Raw genomic sequence first — 20,586 nt, 5'->3', positions numbered from 1 at the left:
GTCAGGCGATGCCGAGGCGCGCGAAGGCGTTGCGGAAGATCGTGAGGTCGCCCAGGCCCGGCAGCTTCTGGACGCGCTTGTCGAGCTTGTCGAGCTCGCGCGGCTGGCCGCCGAAGAGGTGACCCATCACGTGCTTGACCTCGGATTCGTCCATCATGCCGCTGCCCACGGGCTTCCAGGCGCGGGACATCACCAGGCGCACGATCTTCTGTGCGGTGGCGGAGGCCTCGAGGCGGTCACGGCCCTGGGTGGTGTAGAAGGCCACGTGCCGGGTCTCCTGCTGCGCGATCCGCTTGAGCAGCGGGGACAGCGCGGGGTGGTCGGTGAGTGCGGAGAGCCGACGGTAGGCCGCCACGGCGGAGAGCTCGTTGGCCGCGCCCCACACCATGTGCACCGCGACGAAGTCGGTGCCGGCGAGGTTGCTCATCACGGACTGCTTGAGCGGGCCCAGCGCGTTGCTCCACCCCAGTTTGACCCGCTTGGCCTTGAGCTCGTCGTAGTCCACGACGATGCCGTGCCTGGCGAGCACCAGCGACAGGGCCTCGCCGTGCCAGAACTCCTCGCGGTTCCACATTGTCATGAAGCCGCCGGTGTCCTCCTCGCGGTGCGAGGGGGTGACGAGCATGTCCCGCAGGAAGCAGGAGGTGTGGAACTCGACGTCGCACATATAGCGCAGCGAGCGCAGGGTCTGCTCGTCCAGCGGCTGGGACTCGAAGGTGTCGAAGTCGAGATCCTCGTACTTGACGGGGATCGAGGTCTCGGCGAAGTGGTCGAGGTCGAAGGCCATGTCACGCTCCCTTCAGGGGACGGGGGAAGGGGAGACGGCCCGAGAGGTCCGGGCCGGGCAGGAGCCGCGTGATCTCGAACCGGGCTCGCCGCAGGGAGGCACGGTCGCGGGCGTCGGCGCCGATCACCCGCAGGGCGGTGAGCAGCTGGGCGTCGGCCAGGCCCCCGCCGTGCAGCGGGGAGGACAGGGCCAGCACGGCGCGTGCGCTGACCGCCTCGCCGCGGGAACGGGTGATGCGGGTGATCGCCTCCGCGGTGAAGAACCCGACGGCGGCGTCGTGCCGCCGCGCGACGAGATCGACGACCCGCTTCGCCTCACCGTCCAGCTGCCGCGACACCGCGACCAGCGCGGCCTGCAGGGACGCCTCCTGGATCGCCATGCGGGCCATGTGCCCGGCGGTGACGCCCTCGCCGGTGACGATCCCCCACAGAGGGGACAGCAGCGGCTGCACCCGGTCCACGTGGACGCGCCGCAGGGCGTGCAGCGGATGCAGTGCGGAGCGCTGCTCGGCGGTATCGGCGGTACCAGAGGTAGCAGCAGGATCAGCGGTAGCAGCACTCTCCGCGACGTCCGCGGGGCGGTCGCCGGCGAGCACGTCGCGCAGGGCGCGGGACTGCCAGAACCGCTCCACGAGCCAGGTCGCGAAGAAGGCGGTGATCCGGGCCTCGTTCCCGGTGGAGGTCGCGAGCATCGCCCGGGACTCGGCCAGGGCGGACGCCTCGAGGCGGTGCAGCACACCGAGCGTGGCGCGCAGCTCGGCCGGCAGGGGGCCGTCGGCCGCGCGCTGCGAGGAGTCCACGACGATCCGGTCGGTGCTGCGCTTCGCGTAGGCGGCGACATCGAAGTCGGTGCGCACCACCGGGGAGATGGTCTCGTCGAGATGCAGATGGCCGGCGAACGGGCCGGCCTGGGGGATCCCGGGAGCTGTCTCGGGAGCGGCACGTCGTCCTGTGCCCACTGCCGAACCGATGACCACGCTCCACCTCTCCTCGACCCGTGACCGTGGCGGGGACGATGTGTCCACGCCCGCAGGGCCGGTGAACAGTGTATGGAGTGGATCTGATCGGTGCATGGGTCGACGTGATCCGCTGTGTCGCCCAGGCGCGGGTTGGTAGGTTCTCTGCCGTGACCATTTCCGGCGCTTCCTCCCTCCCGGACTCGGAGGAACGCCCCGAACTGGGCGAATTGCCGGAATTGCACGACTTGCGCGGTGCGTTGCGGCCTCCGGAGCTCCCTCTGCCCTACCCGCGCGATGTGCTGACCGCGGCTGCTCGCGTGAGCGATCTCATCCATGCCGAGCGGTATGGCGACGCCCGCCGCCTCGCCGAGGTGTTCCGCGATCGCCCGGCCGATCCGGCGCATCGGCTCGCCCTGCTCGGTGCCGCCCTGCGCGGCGCGGTGCTGACGGCGGAGCGCGAGCAGATCGACCGCGACACCTCCGACCTCGTGACGATCCTGAAGCGATCCGGCCACCGCGAGCTCGCCGGGGCCCTCGTCGCGGAACTCCTGGACCGCGGTCCGCGGCAGGGCCGGACAGCATCCACCAGCCGCAGCGCGTCGGTTCCGCACGGCCGACGGCGCGGTGAGCAGATCCGGCCCCGCCCGGAGATGATGACCCTCGTGCGCGGCCTGGCCCGGACCGCCCTTCCCGGCCCCGGGGAGATCCGCGGTGCGGAGGTCGACCCGCGTCGCGCCGTGGCCCAGCTGCGCGCAGCCCTCGACGTGGTCCCCGCGGTGCGCGAGCAGCTGCCCGGCGACCCCGGGACGCAGCTCCGGGTCAGCCTCGCGCAGGCCCTCGAGCTGATGGGGGACCGGACCGCCGCCACCTCCCAGGCGCTCGACGCGCTCGAACGGATCGAACAGGCCGACGCCGACGCCGGAGGAGCCCTGCCGGACCCTCTGCGCCTCGCGACCGCCGCCCGCACGGTCCTCGCGCGCACCCTGAGCGTCGAGCGCCCGCTGCAGGCGGCTCGGCACGCCCTGGACGCCCTCGACGCGCTCCATGAGGTCGACGACCCGCCGTTGCGCGTCGGCCTGATCACGCACCTGCTGCAGGCGTTCATGGCCGCCGGCGCGATCGACCACGCGTCCCTCACCGCCGGGAGGCTCGCCTCCCTCCAGCGCACCGTGCAGCGGGAGTCGCTGCGCACCGGCCCGCTGCTCGCGGTCGCCGCCCAGCGTGTGCAGGCCGAGCGCTACGACGCCGCCCGGGTGCCGCTGGAGCGCGCCCGACGCATCGCCCAGGAGAGCCGCGACCACCGCTCCAGCCTGGAGGCGGCGCGGCTCGCCGCCAGCATCCACGAGCGCACCGGCGATCATCCCGCAGCGCTGCACGAGCTGGGCCTGCTCGCCGCCGAGGCCCGGTGGCTGGCTGATGACCTCGCCACCGCCCGTCCCGAGCGCGCCCAGTTCGTGAGCACGGAGCTCAGCGCCCAGGCGCTCGTGCTGCGCCGGGCCCTGGATCTCGGCCGCACCGCGCTGGTCCACGAGGCCGCCGCGGCGATCGAGCATCGCGCCCGCCCCGAGGGCGGACGGCCCCTGCTGCCGCCCGAGCTGCTCTGGGACCACCGGGTCGACGCCCGCGTGGCGCGGTTCCTCGCGGCCGGGGAGGCGCTGCGGCGGCAGGAGGAGGGGGCGACGCCCGCCGACTGCGACCGCCGACGTCGCGAGGCCCTGCAGATCCTCGACGAGGTCCCCGCCGGGCACGACGCACGGGCCCGCTACTGGGCGGCGTACATCGACGACCGCCACGCCCAGATGCTCGCCGATCGCGGGAAGCGGACCGCCGCTCTGCGCGCCGCCCGCCGCGCCCGCGACGGCTGGGAGCACCTCGGGATGGCCGACGACGTCACCCGCGCCGAGGCGCTCATCGCGCAGCTCGACGAGGCCTGAACGGGCTCAGCTCCCGTCAGCCCCACCCCGTCGGGCCCACCCCGTCGGGCCCACCCCGTTGGCCCTGCCCGCTGGCGGCTCAGCTCCCGTCGGACTCGAGCATCGTCGTGCGCAGCACGTCGATCACGGCCTGCGGATCCGTCGAGGGGTTCACGAAGGCGAGCCGCAGGGCGATCTCGCCGCGGAAGGCCGTGGGCACGCAGAGGATCGTCCCGTCCTTCGCCAGCCGCTGCGACCAGCGGCGATACGCCTCAGGAGCCCAGCCGGGACGGCGGAACACCACCACGGACAGCTCCGGCTCGAGCAGCAGCTCGAGGTGCTCGGTCGTGGCGATCGCCCTCGCGACCGTGCGCGCGGAGGTCAGGCAGCGCTCGACCGCGTCCCGGTAGGCGTCGGTGCCGTGCGTGGCCAGCGAGTACCACAGGGGCAGCCCGCGGGTACGGCGGGACAGGTGCGCCGCGAGGTCCGCCGGATTGGACTCGCCGCGGTCGATCGAGTCGAGATAGGCGGCGTGCTGGGAGTGCGCGGCGGCCGCCGGGCGCGCATCGCGATACAGCAGCGCGCAGCAGTCGTACGGCGCGAACAGCCACTTGTGCGGGTCCACGATGAACGAGTCGGCCTGGTCGATGCCCGCGAAGCGCTCCCGCGCGCTGGGGGCCGCGAGGGCCGCGCCGCCGTAGGCGCCGTCCACGTGCACCCACACGTCGTGGCGGTGCGCGACCTCGACCACCGAGGCGATGTCGTCGACGATCCCGGCGTTGGTGGTGCCCCCGGAGACGACGACGGCGCAGATCCGCGGGTCGGCGCTCAGCGTGCTCTCCAGGACCTCGCCGGTGAGGTGACCGCGGTCGTCGATCGGCACCGTCACCAGGTCCATGTCCAGCAGCCGTGCGGCGGAGGCGATCGAGGAGTGCGCGGTCGACGCGCAGGCCAGAGCCCAGCCGCCCTCGGGCCGATGCCCCCGCGTGCGCAGGGCGTGGTCCCGCGCGGTCGCGAGCGCCGAGAGGTTGCCGGTGGTGCCGCCGGAGACGAACACCCCCGCGGAATCGGCCGGCCAGCCCAGCAGGTCGCTCAGCCAGCGCAGCACCTGGTTCTCGGCGAAGATCGCCCCGGCGCCGTTCTCCCAGATCCCGCCGAACACGTTCGCGGCGGAGACCACGGTGTCGAAGGCGACGGCGGCCCGGGTGGGCGCCGCAGGGATGTAGGCGAGATTCATCGGATCCTCGGAGGCGCGCGTGGCCGGCAGCAGCACCTCGTCGAACAGGTCCATGGCGCGCTGTGCGCCGATGCCGCCGGCGGTGATCGTCTCGCCCGCCGCCTCGTGCAGCTCGGCGGCGCTGCGGGCGGTGGTCTTGGGGTCCGAGGCGACGGTGGTGCGGGCGGCCGCCCAGTGCAGGGCGATGCTCACGGCCTCGCGCTCGTCGCCCCAGATCTCGGAGGGCTCGCGGTGGCGCTGCAGGGCGTCGGCGGCGCGGGAGAACGCGGTGCGCTCGGCCTGATCCGTCCGGCCTGCCTGGTCAACGGTGCTTCCGCCAGATCCGCCAGACCCATCAGCGCCGCCAGCTCTGCTGGCTCCGTCTGATCCACCGCTTCCCTCTGATGCGCCGGGCCCGCCGGCCGCAGCGGCAGCAGCAGCGGAGGCGGAGGCTGCGGCGTCGGTGCGGGCGGGCAGATGGTCGGCGGTTTCATCAGTCACGTCCTGCATGGTCGCACGAGCATGGCCGCACGAGACCCGGTGACAGCAGCGTGGCGTCAGCAATTCCTTGACATGGCGTCATTGTGGCGTCACTCTGGTCGCATGGACCTGAGAACACTCACCCGCACCGTGCAGGAGCAGCTCGCGGCGAGCGCCGCCATCGGTGACGACAGCACTCGTCGGGCGGCGCACCTGCTGTCCGTCTCCCTCGAGCCCGCGCTCCGTCTCGCCCTGCAGGACGCGGTCTCGCAGGTCGCCGCCGACGTCTCCGCCGGCATCGCCCCGGGTCGCGTCGAGCTCGCCCTCCGGGGCGAGCGGCTGGAGGTCGAGGTGGTGCCGCCTGCGATGCCGCTCCCGCCGTCGGCCCCACCGGCACCGCCCGCCCCGCCGGCGCCCGCCGCGGACGATCCCTCCGGCGAGCCCGGGGCTGACGGCGGCGCCGCCCGCGTCACCTTCCGCCCTCCCCAGCAGCTCAAGGCACGGCTCGAGGACGCCGCCGCGCAGCAGCAGCTGAGCCTCAACGCCTTCCTGATCCGGGCGCTGACCTCCCACCTCGACGGCGCGGACCGTGCGTCCGATCCGTCGTCGCTCTACTCCCGCACCGGCCGCACCAGCGGCTGGTTCCTCTGACCTCCAGGAGCCCGCTATGTCCATGCCTCAGTACTCGACCCCCGACCCCCGCCCGGCCCCGGACCCCCGTCCGGCACCGGATCCCCAACCCACTCCTGAATCCCGTCCGACCGTCCATGAGTTCACCGCGTCCGGTCCGATCGACGCCACCCTCCGGAACCTGCGCGGTGACGTCGTGGTCCGCGCCGAGGACGGTGACGCCGTCCGCGTCGAACTCCGCCCCCTCGACCAGGCCGGCCGTGAGCTGGTGGAGCACATGCGCATCGACTTCGAAGGGACCCGCCTCACCGTCGAGGCCCCGTCCGACGAGTCGCGTCGGGCCGGCGGGCTCTTCACCTCCGGTGCATGGTCCGACGGGTCGTGGGCCGACCAGCTCCTCGACGGCCTCCGGGGCGCGCTGCACGGTCTCGGAGGCTTCCGGGGGCAGCTCGATCTGATCGTCACGGTCCCCACCGGGTCGCGTATCGTCCTGCACGACGGGGCCGGCGACGTCGCCGTCAGCGGGCAGCTGGGTCGGCTCGAGGCCCGCACCGGGGCCGGCGACATCGCCCTCGACCGCGGTGCGGCGCAGGAGACCAGGCTGAACACCGGATCCGGCGACATCGCCGTCGGCCCCACTCCCGGCGATCTCATCGCCACCACCGGAGCCGGGGACGTCGCGGTGGGCGCCGTCACGGCGACCACCGGGACCGGGGACGTGATCCTCGCGCCCGTGGCCGGCGCCGTGAGCGTCACCACCGGGGCGGGCGACATCGACCTGGCCCGGACCTCCGGCGAGGTGTCGGTGACCACGAGCGTCGGTGACATCGTGGTGCGGCGTGCCGCCTCCGGTCGGATCACGGCGCGCAGCGGCGTGGGGGACGTGACGGTCTGCGTCGTCCCCGGGACCGCGACCCGGGTCGAGCTCGCGACCGGGCTCGGCGAGCGGAACGTGGCGCTCGACCCCGCCGACGGGGCGGGATCCGCCGAGCGCACGCTCGAGATCGAGGCGAAGACCGGCAAGGGCGATCTCCGGGTGCTCCGCGCAGACGGCTGACCACGCCGACAGATGGCCCTGCCGGCGGCTGACCGCATCGCGGATCGGGCCCGCCCTGTGCGCGCTCTCCTGCCTGCCGTACGGTGGGACCCACCGGCGAGCAGAAGGGCGCGCCTCATGGCCACCGACCCCGACGACCACACCCCGGACCCCGAGGACCACCGTCACGGTCCCGACGAGAGCATCGCCGTGCGCGACAATGCCGTCGCAGGTCGCTATGAGGCGGTCCGCAGCGGTGCCGTCGTCGGCATCATGATCTACGAGCGCACCCGCTCGCGCATCGAGCTGATCCACACCGTCACCGATCCCGCGCATCGTGGCGAGGGCGTGGCCTCGGTCCTGGTGCGCACCACCCTCGCCGAAGCGCGCGCGAGCGGCCTGGGCGTGCTCGTGATCTGCCCTTTCATCGAGAGCTGGCTGCAGCGGCACCCCGAGCAGGCCGACGTCGTCATCACCGACGACTGAGCCGGGCTCCCGGTCCGTGCTTGCTGCCGGCGTACCTGCGCCCCGTCCTACCGGCGTACCGGAGTGCTGGCGTACCGGCCTTCTGCGGACCCGGACGGCGTAGCGTCAGGCCCATGGACTCTCTCGATCTTCTCCGTGACCTCACCTCCCGCCCTCGCGACGCCGCCGAGCGGCTGCGCCCGGACCTCAACCCCGTGACCCTGAACGCCCGACCCGGCGGCCACGACAACTCCGTGGCCTGGTTGCTGTGGCACTCCGGCCGCGAGATCGACGTGCAGCTCGCCAGCCTCACCGGCGAGGAGCAGCTGTGGACCGCACAGGATTTCAAGGGGCGCTTCGACCTCGGCACCGAGGGGGACGGCGTCGGCTACGGCCACACCCCGGAACAGGCCCGACGCATCCTCGTCGACGACGCGGACCTGCTGCTGGAGTACCTCGAGGCGACGCTCGACGCAGTGGTCGCCTACCTCGATCGGCTCACCGAGGCCGAGCTGTCCGACGTGATCGACGAGGAGTGGGATCCGCCGGTCACGCGCGGCGCCCGCCTGATCAGCGTCGTCGACGACGCCATCCAGCACCTCGCCCAGGCCGCCTACGCCCTCGGCATGCCGCTGAGCGACTGAGCCCGTCGGCCCGTGGAGAGGTGCCCTACATAGGCTGTGACGAACGGCCGGCCGCCTCCTATCGTGGCGCTCAGCGCCCGATCCGGACTCTGTCGCACCAGGCGATCCAGCAGGGCCTCCCGGGCTGCAGCCATCCCTTGCCCACGTCGCTCCGATGCGGACACCCCAGCAGATAGCGAGCGACCCATCCCGATGGACCGTTGCATGGTCCGCCTCGAGGAGATCGCCGTGAACCCCGATATCTTCCTGCTGATCGTCGCCGACCTGGTCGCCGCCGTCATCCTCACCTTCGGCCTGTACTGGCGCCGGCACTATCGCCGCGATCTCGTCGTCGCCTTCATGGGGATCAACGTGGGAGTCCTCTCGGTCTCCGCGGTGCTCGCCGACTCCGATGTGGGCGCCGGGGTGGGCCTCGGACTGTTCGGCGTGCTGTCGATCATCCGGCTGCGGTCCGACGAGCTCGCCCAGCACGAGATCGCCTACTACTTCGCGATGCTCGCGCTCGGGCTCCTCGGAGGGCTCGACGCTGCGCCGCTGCCGCTGTCCCTGCTGTTCATGGTGCTGGTCGTGCTGACGATGGCCGTGATCGACCATCCCTCGCTGCTGGGCGGTCACCACCGTCAGGAGATCGTGGTGGACCGTGCGATCGCCGACCCTGCCGAGCTGCGCGCCCACCTGGCCGAGCTGCTGGACGCCCAGATCCATGCGGTCACGGTGAGCCGGCTGGACCTCGTCAACGACACCACCACCGTGGACGTCCGCTTCCGTCGCCCCAGGAAGGACATGGCCCGCGTCGTCGACGGAGCGGGCCGGTGACCGCTGTGTCGGACATCGGCGGCACGGACGCTCCGGCCCGTCTCACGACGGCGTGCGCGACTCTGCCCGGGATCGACCTCGGGGCCATGGAGGAGCAGGCCTCGCTGATGACTCGGGTCGACCGGAAATATCTGGTCCCGGCCTCGGTCGCCGTCGACCTCCTCGAGGCGATGGCCGAGGACCTCCACGTGCTCGAGATCGCCGGCGGCCGCAGCTTCGCCTACCGATCGCTGTACTACGACACCCCGGACCTGGACGCCTACCGCACGGCAGCGACCAAGCGGCGACGACGCTTCAAGGTGCGCCGACGCGAGTACGTCGATTCCGGGACCGCCTTTCTGGAGGTGAAGACCCGGACCGGACGCGGGGACACCGAGAAGATCCGCGAACAGGTCCCGATGCTCCGCGGCGAGGACCAGCCCCTGCCCGGCGGCGAGGAGCTGACCGGATCCTCCCTCGACTACGTGCGGGCGCGGCTGCGCGATGCCGGCGTCGAACCCCCGACCCAGGCCCTGCTGCCGGTCATGGAGACCGCCTATCACCGCACGACCCTCCTGCACGGCTCCGAAGGGTCGCGTGTGACCCTCGACCGCGCGCTGACCTGGCGCGGGACCGCGCTGCAGCAGTATCGGCTCGAGGACCTCCTGGTGCTGGAGACCAAATCCGCGCTCAGCCCGGGCGCGATCGACCGCTTCCTGTGGCGCGCACATCACCGTCCGCAGCGGATCTCGAAGTTCGCGACAGGAATGGCCCTGCTCGACCCGACCCTGCCTGCCAATCGCTGGCATCGCACGCTCGGCAGGCTGCGACCGCAGGTGGAGCCGCCCGTTCCGGCGGCTGCGTGAACGACGCCGCGCGACGCCGACGACGACGTGCTCAGTCCGGCCGCACCGCGCTCAGGCAGAACGGATGGCCGACGGGATCGAGCATCACCCGCCAAGCCGTCGGCTCGGGCTGCACCTCGGCCTCCCTCGCCCCGATCCCGAGCGCCGCGGTGACCGCGACCGCGAGATCCTCGGCGGCCAGATCCAGGTGCAGCTGCGCTCGCTGCGGGCCGTGCGGCCATTGCGGCGCGACGTACTCGTCGGCCTGCATCAGCGTGATCATCGGGCCGGCGCCGGCCAGGCAGACCACGCTGCGGTCCTCGGCGGCGAAGGCCTCCTCGAGGCCGAGCAGCGCGCTGTAGAAGGGGACCAGGTCATCGGGTCGGGGGCAGTCGATCGAGACCGAGGCGAGCAGGGCGATGGCCGGCGGGGGAGTGCTCTGGTGGGTGTTCTGGAGAGTGTTCTCGGGGTTGCTCTGGGCAGCGTTCTGGGGCATCGCGCCACTCTAGGGACGAGGGCCGACAGCGGAGCCTTCCTGCCCTGCCGCCCGCACCGCCCGTCGGCCGTCCATTCCGCCACCAGTCCTTTCGCCGCCGAGTCCGCACCGCCCGCCCAACCCTCTGCGACCGTGCAGTTCTTTCCTCCACACCGCAGCGTCGTCCCCACCCCGGACAAGGATCACGTCCCGACGGTCAGCCGAGGTTCCTACACTGGAGCGGTGACATCTACCGAGGCCTTCGAAGCTGGACCCGATCGCGCCCTGGAGCGCACCCCGCCCCAGGATCTCCCCGCGGAGCGCGGCGTGCTGGGCGGCATGATGCTGTCCAAGGACGCGATCGCGGACGTCGTGGAGACCCTGCAGGGCAACGACTTCTACCGCCCCGCGCACGAGATGATCTTCGAGGCGATCATCGACCTGTACGGCCGCGGGGAGCCCGCTGACCTGGTGACCGTCTCCGATGAGCTCTCCAAGCGCGGCGAGCTCGCGCGGGTGGGCGGCGGCGCCTATCTCGCGGACCTCATCGACATGGTCCCCACCGCGGCGAACGCCGGGTTCTACGCCGAGATCGTCGTCGAGCGCGCGCAGCTGCGTCGTCTGGTGGAGGCCGGGACCCGCATCGTCCAGCTCGGCTACGCGGCCGACGGCGGCGAGGTCGACGAGGCCATCAACGAGGCCCAGGCGCAGGTGTACGCGGTCACCGAGCGCGGCGCCTCCGAGGACTTCCTGCCGCTGGGCGAGGTCATCGACGAGACCCTCAACACGATCGAGGCCACCCAGAACCGCGGTGGTCAGGTCACCGGCGTCCCCACCGGCTTCGCGGAGTTCGACGATCTCACCCAGGGCCTCCACGGCGGCCAGATGATCATCTTCGCCGGCCGTCCCGCCATGGGTAAGACGACCCTCGGCATGGACGTGCTGCGCTCGGCCTCGATCCACAACGGCAAGGCCAGCGTCATCTTCTCCCTGGAGATGGACAAGACCGAGATCACGATGCGTCTGCTCAGCGCCGAGGCACAGGTGCCGATGAACCGCATGCGTGACGGCTCGATGGATGACCGCGACTGGCAGGCGATGGCCCGCGCCATGAGCCGCATCGCCGACGCGCCCCTGTTCATGGACGACTCGGCGAACATGTCGCTGATGGAGATCCGTGCGAAGTGCCGGCGCCTGAAGCAGAAGCACGACCTCTCGCTCGTGGTCATCGACTACCTGCAGCTGATGAGCTCGGGCAAGAAGGTCGAGTCCCGCCAGCAGGAGGTCTCGGAGTTCTCCCGTGCGCTGAAGCTGCTGGCCAAGGAGATCCAGGTGCCGGTCATCGCGATCTCGCAGCTGAACCGTGGCAGCGAGCAGCGCACCGACAAGACCCCGATGATGAGCGACCTGCGTGAGTCCGGCTCGATCGAGCAGGACGCCGACCTCATCCTCCTGATCCACCGCGAGGACTACTACGAGAAGGAGTCCGCCCGCGCCGGCGAGGCGGATCTCATCATCGCCAAGCACCGTAACGGCGCCACCAAGACGATCCCCGTCGCCTTCGAGGGCCACTACTCCCGCTTCAAGGACATGGCGCACGGCGGGGGCGGCTTCAGCGGCTGAGCTGCTGAACTCTTGACCTCCTGAACCGTCCGGCGACGTTGCTGGTGGATCGTCAGGCGGCGAGCTCCACGGCGTTGTCACACAGCGCAGCCACGCAGTCCGCGAGGCGGAACCCTTCCCCTCCGGTGGTCGCAGCGATGCGCTCCGGGTCTGGACGGATGCCGTCCGTGCCGCTACTGGAACCGGCGTCTGTGCTGGCGATGCTGGCGGTGTCAGCGGAGCTGTTCGCGGCGGGCACGCGCCGGGTCGAGAGGTGCTCGAGCATGGCGGGCCAGCGGGCTTGGACAGGGCGTCCCTCGACGTCGACCACGGTGAAGCGCCGACCCAGTGCTCCGCTGGTGGGGGATTCGGGCATCAGTCGCAGGCCTCCTTCGTGGACCATCACGTGATGGCGGCGGCACAGCAGCGCCAGACCGTCGATGTCGGTGGGTCCGCCCTCGGACCACGGGACCACATGGTGAGCGTCGAGGTGCTGGGACTGGTGACAGCCCGGAAAGCTGCAGGTGCGGTCCCGCAGACGCAGTGCGCGACGCTGAGCCCGCGATGCCAAACGCCGTGACCTGCCCAGATGAAGGATCTCGCCCCCGGCATCGGTGATGGCGATCGCGACTTTGCCGGTGCAGGCGAGGCGCTCGGCGGTGCGTGACTCCAGTGGGCCTGCCCCGAGCGCCGTGCAGAGCTCGGGCGTTCCCGCGGGAACGGTCGGAGACGGTGCGTCGGCGGTGGTGCCCTCGGTGGCTTCCGCCTCATCCGTGCGGGGGAGAACGGTGAGCGGCGGCGCGGCGGAAGGCGTTCCCGCGGGAACGTTCTGGGCGAGCGACTCCGCGCTGACCTGGACGACCACCAGGTGGCGGTCCTCGCCGGACCGGTCATCGGGCTCAGCATCGAGGAAGGTGCGGGCGAGCTGCAGCAGGGCATCGGCCTTGCGCTGATCGAGCGTCGGGTCCGTGGTGACCTCGGCAGCGCGCTGCTCGGCCTCCGCCTCCGTGAGCTGATCCGCACGGGAGACGACTCGTGGGGTGGGGCGGCTCCTCGAGCCGTCGCGCGACGGTGCGTTGGCCCCGGGCTCGTCGGCCCCGGGACCGACGGCGTCGGGATCGACGGCCGGCGGCTGGGTCCCGTCACGGTCCAGAGCGAGGTCGAGGGCGGTGATCACCTCGGCGCCCATCTCGGCAGGGAGCAGGGCGCGGATCTCGACCATCCCGTCGTCGCGGATCTGCCAGCGGGCCTGGCGCACAGCGTCCTGGCTGAGTCGGCTGCCGTCGATCGCGCGGAAGGAGGCGATGGTGCTGGCGAGCTGCGACGCGGTCATGGAACGGGCGAAGTCCACGAGGAGCGCCTCGTCGATGCGGTCCGCGACGCGGGTGATCTCGCGGACCTTCGAGTAGGAGAGGCGACCGGCACGGAACTCGGCGACGGTCAGCGGCATCGTCGGCAGCGCGCGGGCCACGCGGACGTGTTCGCGAGCGGTTCCCGGTGACATCGAGCAGGACCAGGACAGCCAGTGCGCCGTGGACTTCAGGCCGCCGAACCAGTCGAGCCCGTCGCGGGCGTCGAACTCGCCGACCATCAGGAGCAGCTCGCACGTGGCCTCGGCGATCACCGCCGCCTGCTGCTGGATCCGGGTCCCGAGCTCCTCGGCATCGATGCGCGTCAGCCGGGCCGGAGCAACCGGCGTGCCCGGCGGAACCGTCGAGGGGCTCGCGGGACTCTCTGGACTCCCTGGACACGCGGGACTCGAGGGACTCGTGGGGCTCTCGGGACTCTCAGAGGTATCGGGACCCTGAGGTCCTCGAGCGCTCGGGGGCGGCGGGCTGGTGGTCATGGCACTCTCCAAAGGACGTCGACTCTGATCGTCGATGTCAGTCCATCAGAGGGGTGCGACAGACGACGGCCGGTGCCCGCAGAGTGTGGGCACAGGTTCGCTGGGAGGGTGCGGCGAGGGGATCCGCTGGCATGGGGATTCGCCGGTGAGGGGGCCCGCTGGCATGGGGATCCGCTGGTGAGGGGATCCGCTGGCTTGGTGCTTGGTGCTTGGTGCTTGGTGCTTGGTGCTTGGTGCGGGGGTGATCAGGCGTGCTCGGGGTGGGCGACCTTCCGCAGCTCGGCTCCGGTCGCGCTGTCGGGGGCTTCGAGGATCTCCGCCGGGGCGCCCTGGGCGATGATCCGCCCGCCCTTGTCCCCGGCGCCGGGACCCATGTCGATCACATGGTCGCTCTGGGCGATCACGCGCTGGTCGTGCTCGACCACCACCACGCTCTGCCCGGCGTCGACGAGCCGGTTCAGCTCGCTCACCAGCAGGTCCACGTCGGCCGGATGCAGGCCCGACGTGGGCTCGTCCAGCAGGCACACGCTGTGCCCGCGCACGGCGCGCTGCAGCTCGGTGGCGAGCTTGATCCGCTGCGCCTCGCCGCCGGAGAGCTCCGTGGCGCTCTGGCCGAGGGTGAGATAGCCGAGCCCGATCGCGGCGAGGGCATCCAGGGCCCGGGTGATGCGGGGGTCCCCGGCGAACACCTCGCGGGCGCGGGCGACGGACAGCTCGAGCACCTCGGCGATGGTCAGGCCCTCCCAGCGCACCTCGAGGGTCTCGTCGGCGTAGCGTCGGCCGTGGCAGAGCGGGCAGGTGGCGTACGAGCCGGGCAGGAACACCAGCTCCACCTCGATCTGTCCCGTGCCGCTGCACTCGGGGCAGCGGCCCTCCGCGACGTTGTAGGAGAAGCGGCCCACGCCCCAGCCGCGCCGCCGGGCCTCGGGCGTGTCCGCGAAGAGGCGCCGCACCCGGTCGAAGAACCCGGTGTAGGTCGCCAGGCACGAGCGCGGCGTGCGGCCGATGGGCTTCTGTGTGATGTGCACCAGGCGGTCGATGCCCTCGGCGCCGCGGACCTCGCCGTGGCGCACCTGCTCGAGGGACACGGCGTCGGCCCCCGAGAGCCGCCCCGGTACCTGCCCCGGGACCTGCCGCGGAATCTGCCCCGGAACCTGCCGCGAGAGCCGCTCCGAGATCGTCCGCGGCGGCGTCGGCCGACGGGTCGGGGTCGTCGGCCACCGTGGTGCGCACGCGCTCGCCGAGGATCGTGCCCAGACAGTGCGTGACCAGCGTGGACTTGCCGGCGCCGGAGACGCCCGTGACCGACGTGAACGTGCCCTGCGGGAGGCGCAGGTCGACATCGTGCAGGGTGCGGGTGGTCAGGGCGTCGATCTCGAGCCGACCGCGCGCCGCGCGCACGTCGTCGGGCCCTCGCAGCGCCAGCGGCCCCGGGTCGAGGTAGCGCGCGGTCACGGACTCCTCCGCCTCGGGGAGTCCCTCGACCACGCCGGAGTACAGCACCTCGCCGCCGTCGTTCCCTGCCCCGGGGCCCACGTCGATCACCCAGTCGGCGTCGGCCAAGAGCGTCATGTCGTGCTCGACCAGCAGCACCGAGTTCCCCTCGGCGAGGAACGCATCCAGCAGATGGCGCAGCACGTCCTTCTCGCTCGGGTGCAGTCCGGCCGACGGCTCGTCGAGCACGTAGGCGACGCCGAACAGGCCCGAGCGGAGCTGCGCCGCGAGCCGCAGCCGCTGCAGCTCGCCGGTGGAGAGGGTGCGCGCCGGACGATCCAGGGCCAGGTGCCCGAGCCCGAGGCCCACGATGGTGCGCAGCACCGGGAGCACGGTGGGCAGGAGGATCCGCTCCGCCTCGTCCTCGGGGGAGCCCTCACCCTCGGGCAGCGCCTCGAACCGTGTGTCCAGGCTGGTCAGGAGATCATCCAGCGGCAGCTGCGTGAGCTGCCAGATCGGCAGGCCGACGTACGTGACGCGCAGGGCGTCGGGACCCAGGCGGTGCCCCTCGCACAGCGGGCAGATCGACACCTCGAAGTGCGTCAGCGCCCGTCGGCGCGAGGACTCCGCGGCGGAGCTGGAGACGGTGTCGCGCAGGTACCGCTCGACGCTGCGCCACTGGCCACGGTAGGTGCCGTGGGACTGACCGGGCTCCCGCACGGGTTCGACGGTGACCACCGGCTGCTCCTCGGTGTGGAGGATCCAGTCGCGGGTCGTCTCCGGCAGCTCGCGCCAGGGGGCGTGGACATCGACGTCGAGGGTGGCGAGGATGTCGCGGAAGTTCTTGCCCAGCCATGCCCCGGGCCACGCGGCGATCGCGCCGTCGGCGATCGAGAGCGAGTCGTCGGGGACCATCGAGGACTCCGTCGGCTCCCGCAGCACGCCCGCGCCGTGGCAGCGCGGGCAGGCGCCGTCGGGCGTGTTCGGGGAGAAGAAGTCCGAGGTCAGGCGGCCTCCGTGGAGGCTGCTGTGGGGTGCGGGGCCCCGCTCGAGGACATCGGCCGGATGCTCTCCGGCCCGCGAGTACAGCAGGCGGATCGCGTTGGAGAGGTTCGTGGTGGTGCCGACGGTGGAGCGGGCTCCGCCGACGGTGGTGCGCTGCTCGAGGGCGACCGTCGGCGGCATCCCGGTCACGGACTCCACACGCGGGTCCACGGCGCTGCCGATCAGCCGACGGGCGAAGGGCGCGACCGACTCGAGGTAGCGGCGCTGGGACTCGCCATGGATCGTGCCGAAGGCGAGGGAGGACTTCCCGGAGCCGGAGATGCCGGTGAACGCGACGAGGCGGCCGCGCGGCAGGTCGACGCCGACATCGCGCAGATTGTGCAGGCGCGCGCCGCGCACGTGCACGAAGCCGTCATCGGCGCCGAACTGGGGGAGCGCGGGAGTGGCCATCGCGCCAACGTAGCAAGAAGGGGCGGCGCAGGCCTCCCACGGGTCGAGTGCCCGACCAGGAGGTCCGCCCGCTGCCACGCGCCGCGGCCAATGTGCCTGTGATGGCCATCACGACTGCTACGGTCTGCGGGAGCCCGGGATTCCCCCTGACCATTTCAGATCCGACCAGCCCGGGCACAGAGCAGAACGAAGGAGTTGTGCCCGTGAACTCCCCTCCCCAGGGACCTTCCGGACCCGCCCCGGATCCCGCCGACCCCGTCCCCGATCCTGTCGAACCCGACGCCGCCCCCAGCCCCGAGCAGTTCCTCGCGGTCCAGCAGTCCGAGGAGTTCATCGGCCTGCGGCGCAGCTTCCGCGGCTTCGCGATCCCGATGACCATCGCGTTCCTGGTCTGGTACCTCGCGTACGTGCTGCTGTCGACCTACGCCGAGGGCTTCATGTCGATCCAGGTGATCGGCAACCTGAACCTCGGGATCATCCTCGGGTTCAGCCAGTTCGCCATGACCTTCCTGATCACCTGGTTGTACATCCGCCACGCGAACAAGAACCTCGATCCGGTCTCCAGCCGGATCCGTGACGAGCTCGAGGGGACCCTCTGATGGAATTCGGCAATCCGGTCCTGAACATCGCGATCTTCCTGGTCTTCGTGGTGGTGACCCTGGTGGTCGTCATCCGCGTCTCGCGGACCACCACCAAGGCCAGCGACTTCTACCACGGCGGCCGCAGCTTCTCCGGCCGTCAGAACGGTATCGCCATCGCCGGCGACTACCTCTCCGCCGCGTCGTTCCTCGGCATCGTGGGCTCCGTGGCCCTGTACGGCTACGACGGCCTGCTGTACTCCGTGGGCTTCCTCGTGGCCTGGCTGGTCGCCCTGCTGCTGGTGGCGGAGCCCCTGCGCAACACCGGCAAGTACACGATGGCGGACGTGCTGAGCTTCCGCATGCGGCAGCGTCCCGTGCGCACCGCCGCGGCGACCTCCACCCTCGCCGTCACCTTCTTCTACCTGCTCGCCCAGATGGCCGGCGCCGGGGCGCTGGTGTCCCTGCTCATCGGCATCGAGGGGCGGGTGGGCCAGTCGCTCGTGATCGCCGTGGTGGGCTTCGTGATGATCGCGTACGTGATGATCGGCGGGATGAAGGGCACCACCTGGGTGCAGATCATCAAGGCGGTCCTGCTGATCACCGCCGTCGCCGTCACCACCGTGTGGATCCTCGCCCTGAACGGCTTCAACCTCTCCGCGGTGCTGGGCCATGCGGTCGACGCCCATCCGGACGGCGCGGCGATCCTCGAGCCGATGCTGCAGTACGGCACCTCGGGCTCCTCCAAGCTCGGCTTCGTCTCCCTCGCGATCGCGCTCGTGTTCGGCGCCGCCGGGCTGCCGCACGTGCTGATGCGCTTCTACACGGTGCCCACCGCGAAGGAGGCCCGACGCTCGGTGGTCTGGGCGATCGCCCTGATCGGGTTCTTCTACCTGTGCACACTGGTGCTCGGCTTCGGCGCCGCATACATGGTGGGCGTGGACGTCATCGGCGATCTGCCCGGCGGCTCGAACTCCGCGGCCCCCGCGCTCGCCTACGCCGTGGGCGGCACCGTGCTGATGGCCATCATCTCCGCCGTCGCCTTCGCGACGATCCTCGCCGTGGTGGCGGGCCTGACGATCACCGCGTCGGCGTCCTTCGCGCACGACATCTACAACGGCGTGATCAAGCACGGCCAGGCCGACCAGAAGAAGGAGGTCGCCGTCGCCCGGCGCACCGCCGTGGTGATCGGCGCGGTCTCGATCGTCGGCGGCATCCTCGCCGCCGAGCAGAACGTGGCCTTCCTGGTCTCGCTCGCCTTCGCGATCGCCGCGAGCGCGAACCTGCCCTCGATCCTGTACTCGCTGTACTGGAAGCGGTTCAACACCCGCGGCTCCCTGTGGAGCATCTACGGCGGCCTGTTCAGCGCCCTGTTCCTCATCACCTTCTCCCCGGTGGTCTCCGGCAGCGAGACGGCGATGATCCCGGGTGCGGACTTCGCCTGGTTCCCGTTGACGAACCCCGCGCTCGTCTCGGTGCCGCTGGGCTTCTTCCTCGGCTGGCTGGGCTCGGTGACCTCCTCGGAGACCAACGAGCTCAAGCAGGCCGAGATGGAGGTCCGCTCCATGACCGGGGCTGGCTCCGAGAAGGCCACCGTCGAGCACTGAGGGGGTGCGGAGGCGCCGCCAACGCGACGCCGCTGCGCCGCCAGTGTGACGAAGTGGGGGGAATGGAGCGTTCTATCCCCCACTTCGTCACTCCGGCTGGGCGAGTGCGAGTGCGAGGCTGAACGCCAGGGCCAGGGCCAGGGCCAGGGCGAGGGTGAGAGCCAGGGCGAGGGTGAGAGTAAAAGTGGGGACCACCGTCCGGCGGGTGCCCTGATGCCAGGTGCCCTTACGCCAGGCGCAGTCCCGACTCGGGGCGCACCGCGCGGTCATGCATGTCGATGATCTGCTGCTCCACGGTCGACGGCGCCGGGCCGGACACGTCCAGCAGGCGGCACACGGCGACGTCCTGGGACGCCGCGCGATAGCGCTCCACCCACGCCTGATGCTCCTGGTCATCCGTCAGACGGGTGCCGAGGGACTCGAAGCGGTCCACGTCGATCCGCCAGGGCTTCGGGGTGAGGCGGGCGCGGTAGGTGTCGTGGACGCGGCACAGGATCATGTAGATCTCGTCGCTGCCCACCTGCTTCATGAACTCCCGGGCGCCGTCGCTGCGTGGGGCGAGGCCGCTGCCCGTGACCAGGAGTCGGAAACCGTTGCGGGTGCGGTAGGTGCGCACGCCGAGCTGCGGATGCTGCGCGCGGAAGGTCTCGATCAGGGCCAGCGTGCGGGCATGATGGTCGCCGCGCCGGTGGAGGCCCTGCAGTCCGAAGGCATCCGGATCGATCTGCTCCGCGGGCAGCGGCTCGGGGGCGTTGCCGAACAGACGGGACAGGAAGCTGCCCTTCGGATCCTGGGCGCGGTCCAGCGAGGAGGGCTCGATGAGGTCGATGTCGGTGATCAGCACCGCATCGGTGTTGAGCACGGCGGCGCCGTACCGGTTGCGGGTGATCGCGGCGATCAGCTCGCCGTCCGGGCCGTGGAGCTCGTCCAGCAGCTCCTCGGGGAGCCGACGGTCGGGGTAGTACTCGCGGTCGGGATCGTTCCAGCGTCCCGGGCCGCCGGAGGCCACGAGCGTCTCCAGACGGTCGCGGGCGTGCCGCTCGGCGTCCTGCGGTGACTCGTCCGAGGAGCCGTGGACGGTGAGGTCGAGCTCGCGTCCGTCCGCGAGGGTCCGGGTCTCGCGGACGGACGCCCAATGGCGAGGGATCGGCTTCATCCTCCGACGGTAACCCGTCCGGAAGGGATCAGCCGGGCTGGATCAGCAGAGCGAGATCAGCTCAGCGTGGCGGTCAGGGTGATGTCCACGCCCGCCAGGGCCTTGGAGACCGGGCAGCTGCTCTTGGCCTCCTCGGCGAGGCGCTGGAAGTCGGCGTCGTCGATCCCGTCGATGCTCGCCGTGACGCTGAGCGCGATGCCGGTGATGCCGCCCTCGCCGATGTTGAAGCTGACGTCGGCGGTGGTGTCGACCGAGGTGGGCGGGGTGTCGTTCTCGGCGAGCATGTTCGAGAACTGCATCGAGTAGCACGCGGCGTGCGCGGCGCCGAGCAGCTCCTCGGGGGAGGTGGTGCCCTGCGCGGACTCCTCGGCGCGGGCCTTCCAGCTGAGATCGAGGGTGCCCAGCTTCGAGGTCTCCAGGGTGGTGGTCCCGGAGCCCGAGATCAGATCGCCCTTCCAGGCGGTGGAGGCGGTGGAGGTGACGGTGCGGGGCATGGTGACTCCTTCGATCGGCGGTCGCCCAGCGCTGTCGCGAAGGGCGCTCGCTGTCCACCGTAGCCCCGACCTCCGGCAGAGGGGAGGGGCCATGGTCCCGCCACCGTCCGGCCAGCACGTTCGGGGGTCAGCGGGGCAAAGTTGGGGGAATAGCCCGGCGATTCCCCCAA

The 20,586-nt window shown here is 71.6% G+C and carries 19 protein-coding genes and 1 pseudogene; 11 read left to right on the top strand and 9 right to left on the bottom strand.

Annotation, left to right across the window (positions count from 1 at the left end):
* Nucleotide 1: 1 nt before the first annotated feature.
* Both ACT3T5_RS14785 and ACT3T5_RS14780 read right to left on the bottom strand, forming a co-directional pair.
* A complete protein-coding gene (locus tag ACT3T5_RS14785) occupies nucleotides 2–787 on the bottom strand; it encodes a ferritin-like domain-containing protein (protein ID WP_444594742.1) in 786 nt (261 codons plus the stop codon).
* Between the two features lies 1 nt (nucleotide 788).
* Nucleotides 789–1,763, bottom strand: coding sequence for a hypothetical protein (locus ACT3T5_RS14780; protein ID WP_444594741.1), 975 nt, complete (start codon nucleotides 1,761–1,763; stop codon nucleotides 789–791).
* A gap of 299 nt (nucleotides 1,764–2,062) precedes the next feature.
* Between ACT3T5_RS14780 and ACT3T5_RS14775 the strand changes: the two genes are divergently transcribed.
* The gene (locus tag ACT3T5_RS14775) at nucleotides 2,063–3,679 is read left to right on the top strand and encodes a hypothetical protein (protein WP_444594740.1); all 1,617 of its coding nucleotides are present in this window, start codon (nucleotides 2,063–2,065) and stop codon (nucleotides 3,677–3,679) included.
* 79 nt (nucleotides 3,680–3,758) lie between these two features.
* On the opposite strand, the gene ACT3T5_RS14770 is transcribed toward ACT3T5_RS14775, so the two are convergent.
* Nucleotides 3,759–5,375, bottom strand: a complete 1,617-nt coding sequence (locus ACT3T5_RS14770; RefSeq protein ID WP_444579700.1) for a pyridoxal phosphate-dependent decarboxylase family protein — start codon at nucleotides 5,373–5,375, stop codon at nucleotides 3,759–3,761.
* A 102-nt stretch (nucleotides 5,376–5,477) separates the two neighbouring features.
* On the opposite strand from ACT3T5_RS14770, the gene ACT3T5_RS14765 reads away from it, so the two are divergent.
* From ACT3T5_RS14765 to ACT3T5_RS14740, 6 genes are all read left to right on the top strand, one after another.
* The gene (locus tag ACT3T5_RS14765; protein WP_444594739.1) at nucleotides 5,478–6,005 is read left to right on the top strand and encodes a hypothetical protein; all 528 of its coding nucleotides are present in this window, start codon (nucleotides 5,478–5,480) and stop codon (nucleotides 6,003–6,005) included.
* Between the two features lie 16 nt (nucleotides 6,006–6,021).
* Nucleotides 6,022–7,041 (top strand): DUF4097 family beta strand repeat-containing protein, encoded by a 1,020-nt coding sequence (locus ACT3T5_RS14760; protein WP_444594738.1) that lies wholly within the window; start codon nucleotides 6,022–6,024, stop codon nucleotides 7,039–7,041.
* Between the two features lie 117 nt (nucleotides 7,042–7,158).
* Entirely contained in the window at nucleotides 7,159–7,506 is a 348-nt protein-coding gene (locus ACT3T5_RS14755) for a GNAT family N-acetyltransferase (RefSeq protein ID WP_444579695.1), read from the top strand.
* A gap of 113 nt (nucleotides 7,507–7,619) precedes the next feature.
* Entirely contained in the window at nucleotides 7,620–8,129 is a 510-nt protein-coding gene (locus ACT3T5_RS14750; RefSeq protein ID WP_444579694.1) for a mycothiol transferase, read from the top strand.
* A 204-nt stretch (nucleotides 8,130–8,333) separates the two neighbouring features.
* The gene (locus tag ACT3T5_RS14745; RefSeq protein ID WP_444579692.1) at nucleotides 8,334–8,945 is read left to right on the top strand and encodes a DUF4956 domain-containing protein; all 612 of its coding nucleotides are present in this window, start codon (nucleotides 8,334–8,336) and stop codon (nucleotides 8,943–8,945) included.
* Nucleotides 8,942–9,790: a polyphosphate polymerase domain-containing protein gene (locus ACT3T5_RS14740; protein ID WP_444594737.1), complete on the top strand. Its 849-nt coding sequence runs from the start codon at nucleotides 8,942–8,944 to the stop codon at nucleotides 9,788–9,790. The genes ACT3T5_RS14745 and ACT3T5_RS14740 overlap by 4 nt, the downstream gene beginning before the upstream one ends.
* A 31-nt stretch (nucleotides 9,791–9,821) precedes the next feature.
* On the opposite strand, the gene ACT3T5_RS14735 is transcribed toward ACT3T5_RS14740, so the two are convergent.
* Nucleotides 9,822–10,265 (bottom strand): VOC family protein, encoded by a 444-nt coding sequence (locus tag ACT3T5_RS14735; RefSeq protein WP_444579690.1) that lies wholly within the window; start codon nucleotides 10,263–10,265, stop codon nucleotides 9,822–9,824.
* Between the two features lie 222 nt (nucleotides 10,266–10,487).
* On the opposite strand from ACT3T5_RS14735, the gene dnaB reads away from it, so the two are divergent.
* Nucleotides 10,488–11,867 carry a replicative DNA helicase gene (gene dnaB / locus ACT3T5_RS14730; protein WP_444579689.1) on the top strand — a complete coding sequence of 460 codons (1,380 nt, stop codon included), beginning with the start codon at nucleotides 10,488–10,490 and terminating at the stop codon, nucleotides 11,865–11,867.
* Nucleotides 11,868–11,919: 52 nt separating this feature from the next.
* Here the strand turns inward: dnaB and ACT3T5_RS14725 are convergent, their stop codons facing one another.
* The 3 genes and pseudogenes from ACT3T5_RS14725 to ACT3T5_RS14715 form a co-directional block, all read right to left on the bottom strand.
* A complete protein-coding gene (locus ACT3T5_RS14725) occupies nucleotides 11,920–13,692 on the bottom strand; it encodes a DUF222 domain-containing protein (protein WP_444594736.1) in 1,773 nt (590 codons plus the stop codon).
* A gap of 245 nt (nucleotides 13,693–13,937) precedes the next feature.
* Nucleotides 13,938–14,780 carry a hypothetical protein gene (locus ACT3T5_RS14720; RefSeq protein WP_444594753.1) on the bottom strand — a complete coding sequence of 281 codons (843 nt, stop codon included), beginning with the start codon at nucleotides 14,778–14,780 and terminating at the stop codon, nucleotides 13,938–13,940.
* Between the two features lie 1,018 nt (nucleotides 14,781–15,798).
* Nucleotides 15,799–16,041: pseudogene (locus tag ACT3T5_RS14715) on the bottom strand (hypothetical protein); the annotation flags it as partial.
* Between ACT3T5_RS14715 and ACT3T5_RS14710 the strand changes: the two are divergent.
* The 3 genes from ACT3T5_RS14710 to ACT3T5_RS14700 all read left to right on the top strand — a co-directional run bounded on the left by ACT3T5_RS14710 (nucleotide 15,956) and on the right by ACT3T5_RS14700 (nucleotide 18,766).
* Nucleotides 15,956–16,390 carry a hypothetical protein gene (locus ACT3T5_RS14710; protein WP_444594752.1) on the top strand — a complete coding sequence of 145 codons (435 nt, stop codon included), beginning with the start codon at nucleotides 15,956–15,958 and terminating at the stop codon, nucleotides 16,388–16,390. The pseudogene ACT3T5_RS14715 and the gene ACT3T5_RS14710 sit on opposite strands and share 86 nt — an antisense overlap.
* 394 nt (nucleotides 16,391–16,784) lie before the next feature.
* Nucleotides 16,785–17,180: a DUF485 domain-containing protein gene (locus ACT3T5_RS14705; RefSeq protein WP_444594735.1), complete on the top strand. Its 396-nt coding sequence runs from the start codon at nucleotides 16,785–16,787 to the stop codon at nucleotides 17,178–17,180.
* Nucleotides 17,180–18,766, top strand: coding sequence for a solute symporter family protein (locus ACT3T5_RS14700; RefSeq protein WP_444594734.1), 1,587 nt, complete (start codon nucleotides 17,180–17,182; stop codon nucleotides 18,764–18,766). The genes ACT3T5_RS14705 and ACT3T5_RS14700 overlap by 1 nt, the downstream gene beginning before the upstream one ends.
* A gap of 226 nt (nucleotides 18,767–18,992) precedes the next feature.
* Here the strand turns inward: ACT3T5_RS14700 and ACT3T5_RS14695 are convergent, their stop codons facing one another.
* Together ACT3T5_RS14695 and ACT3T5_RS14690 are read right to left on the bottom strand one after the other, a co-directional pair.
* Complete coding sequence (locus ACT3T5_RS14695) at nucleotides 18,993–19,922, bottom strand: hypothetical protein (RefSeq protein ID WP_444594733.1); 930 nt, start codon at nucleotides 19,920–19,922, stop codon at nucleotides 18,993–18,995.
* 56 nt (nucleotides 19,923–19,978) lie between these two features.
* Nucleotides 19,979–20,416 (bottom strand): OsmC family peroxiredoxin, encoded by a 438-nt coding sequence (locus ACT3T5_RS14690; RefSeq protein WP_444579683.1) that lies wholly within the window; start codon nucleotides 20,414–20,416, stop codon nucleotides 19,979–19,981.
* Between the last annotated feature and the right edge of the window lie 170 nt (nucleotides 20,417–20,586).

The organism is Brachybacterium sp. AOP3-A1-3 (assembly GCF_052378285.1).
Classification (GTDB): Bacteria; Actinomycetota; Actinomycetes; order Actinomycetales; family Dermabacteraceae; genus Brachybacterium.
The sequence above is the reverse complement of the archived record's forward strand: the minus strand, read 5'-3'. Positions and strand labels throughout refer to the sequence as shown.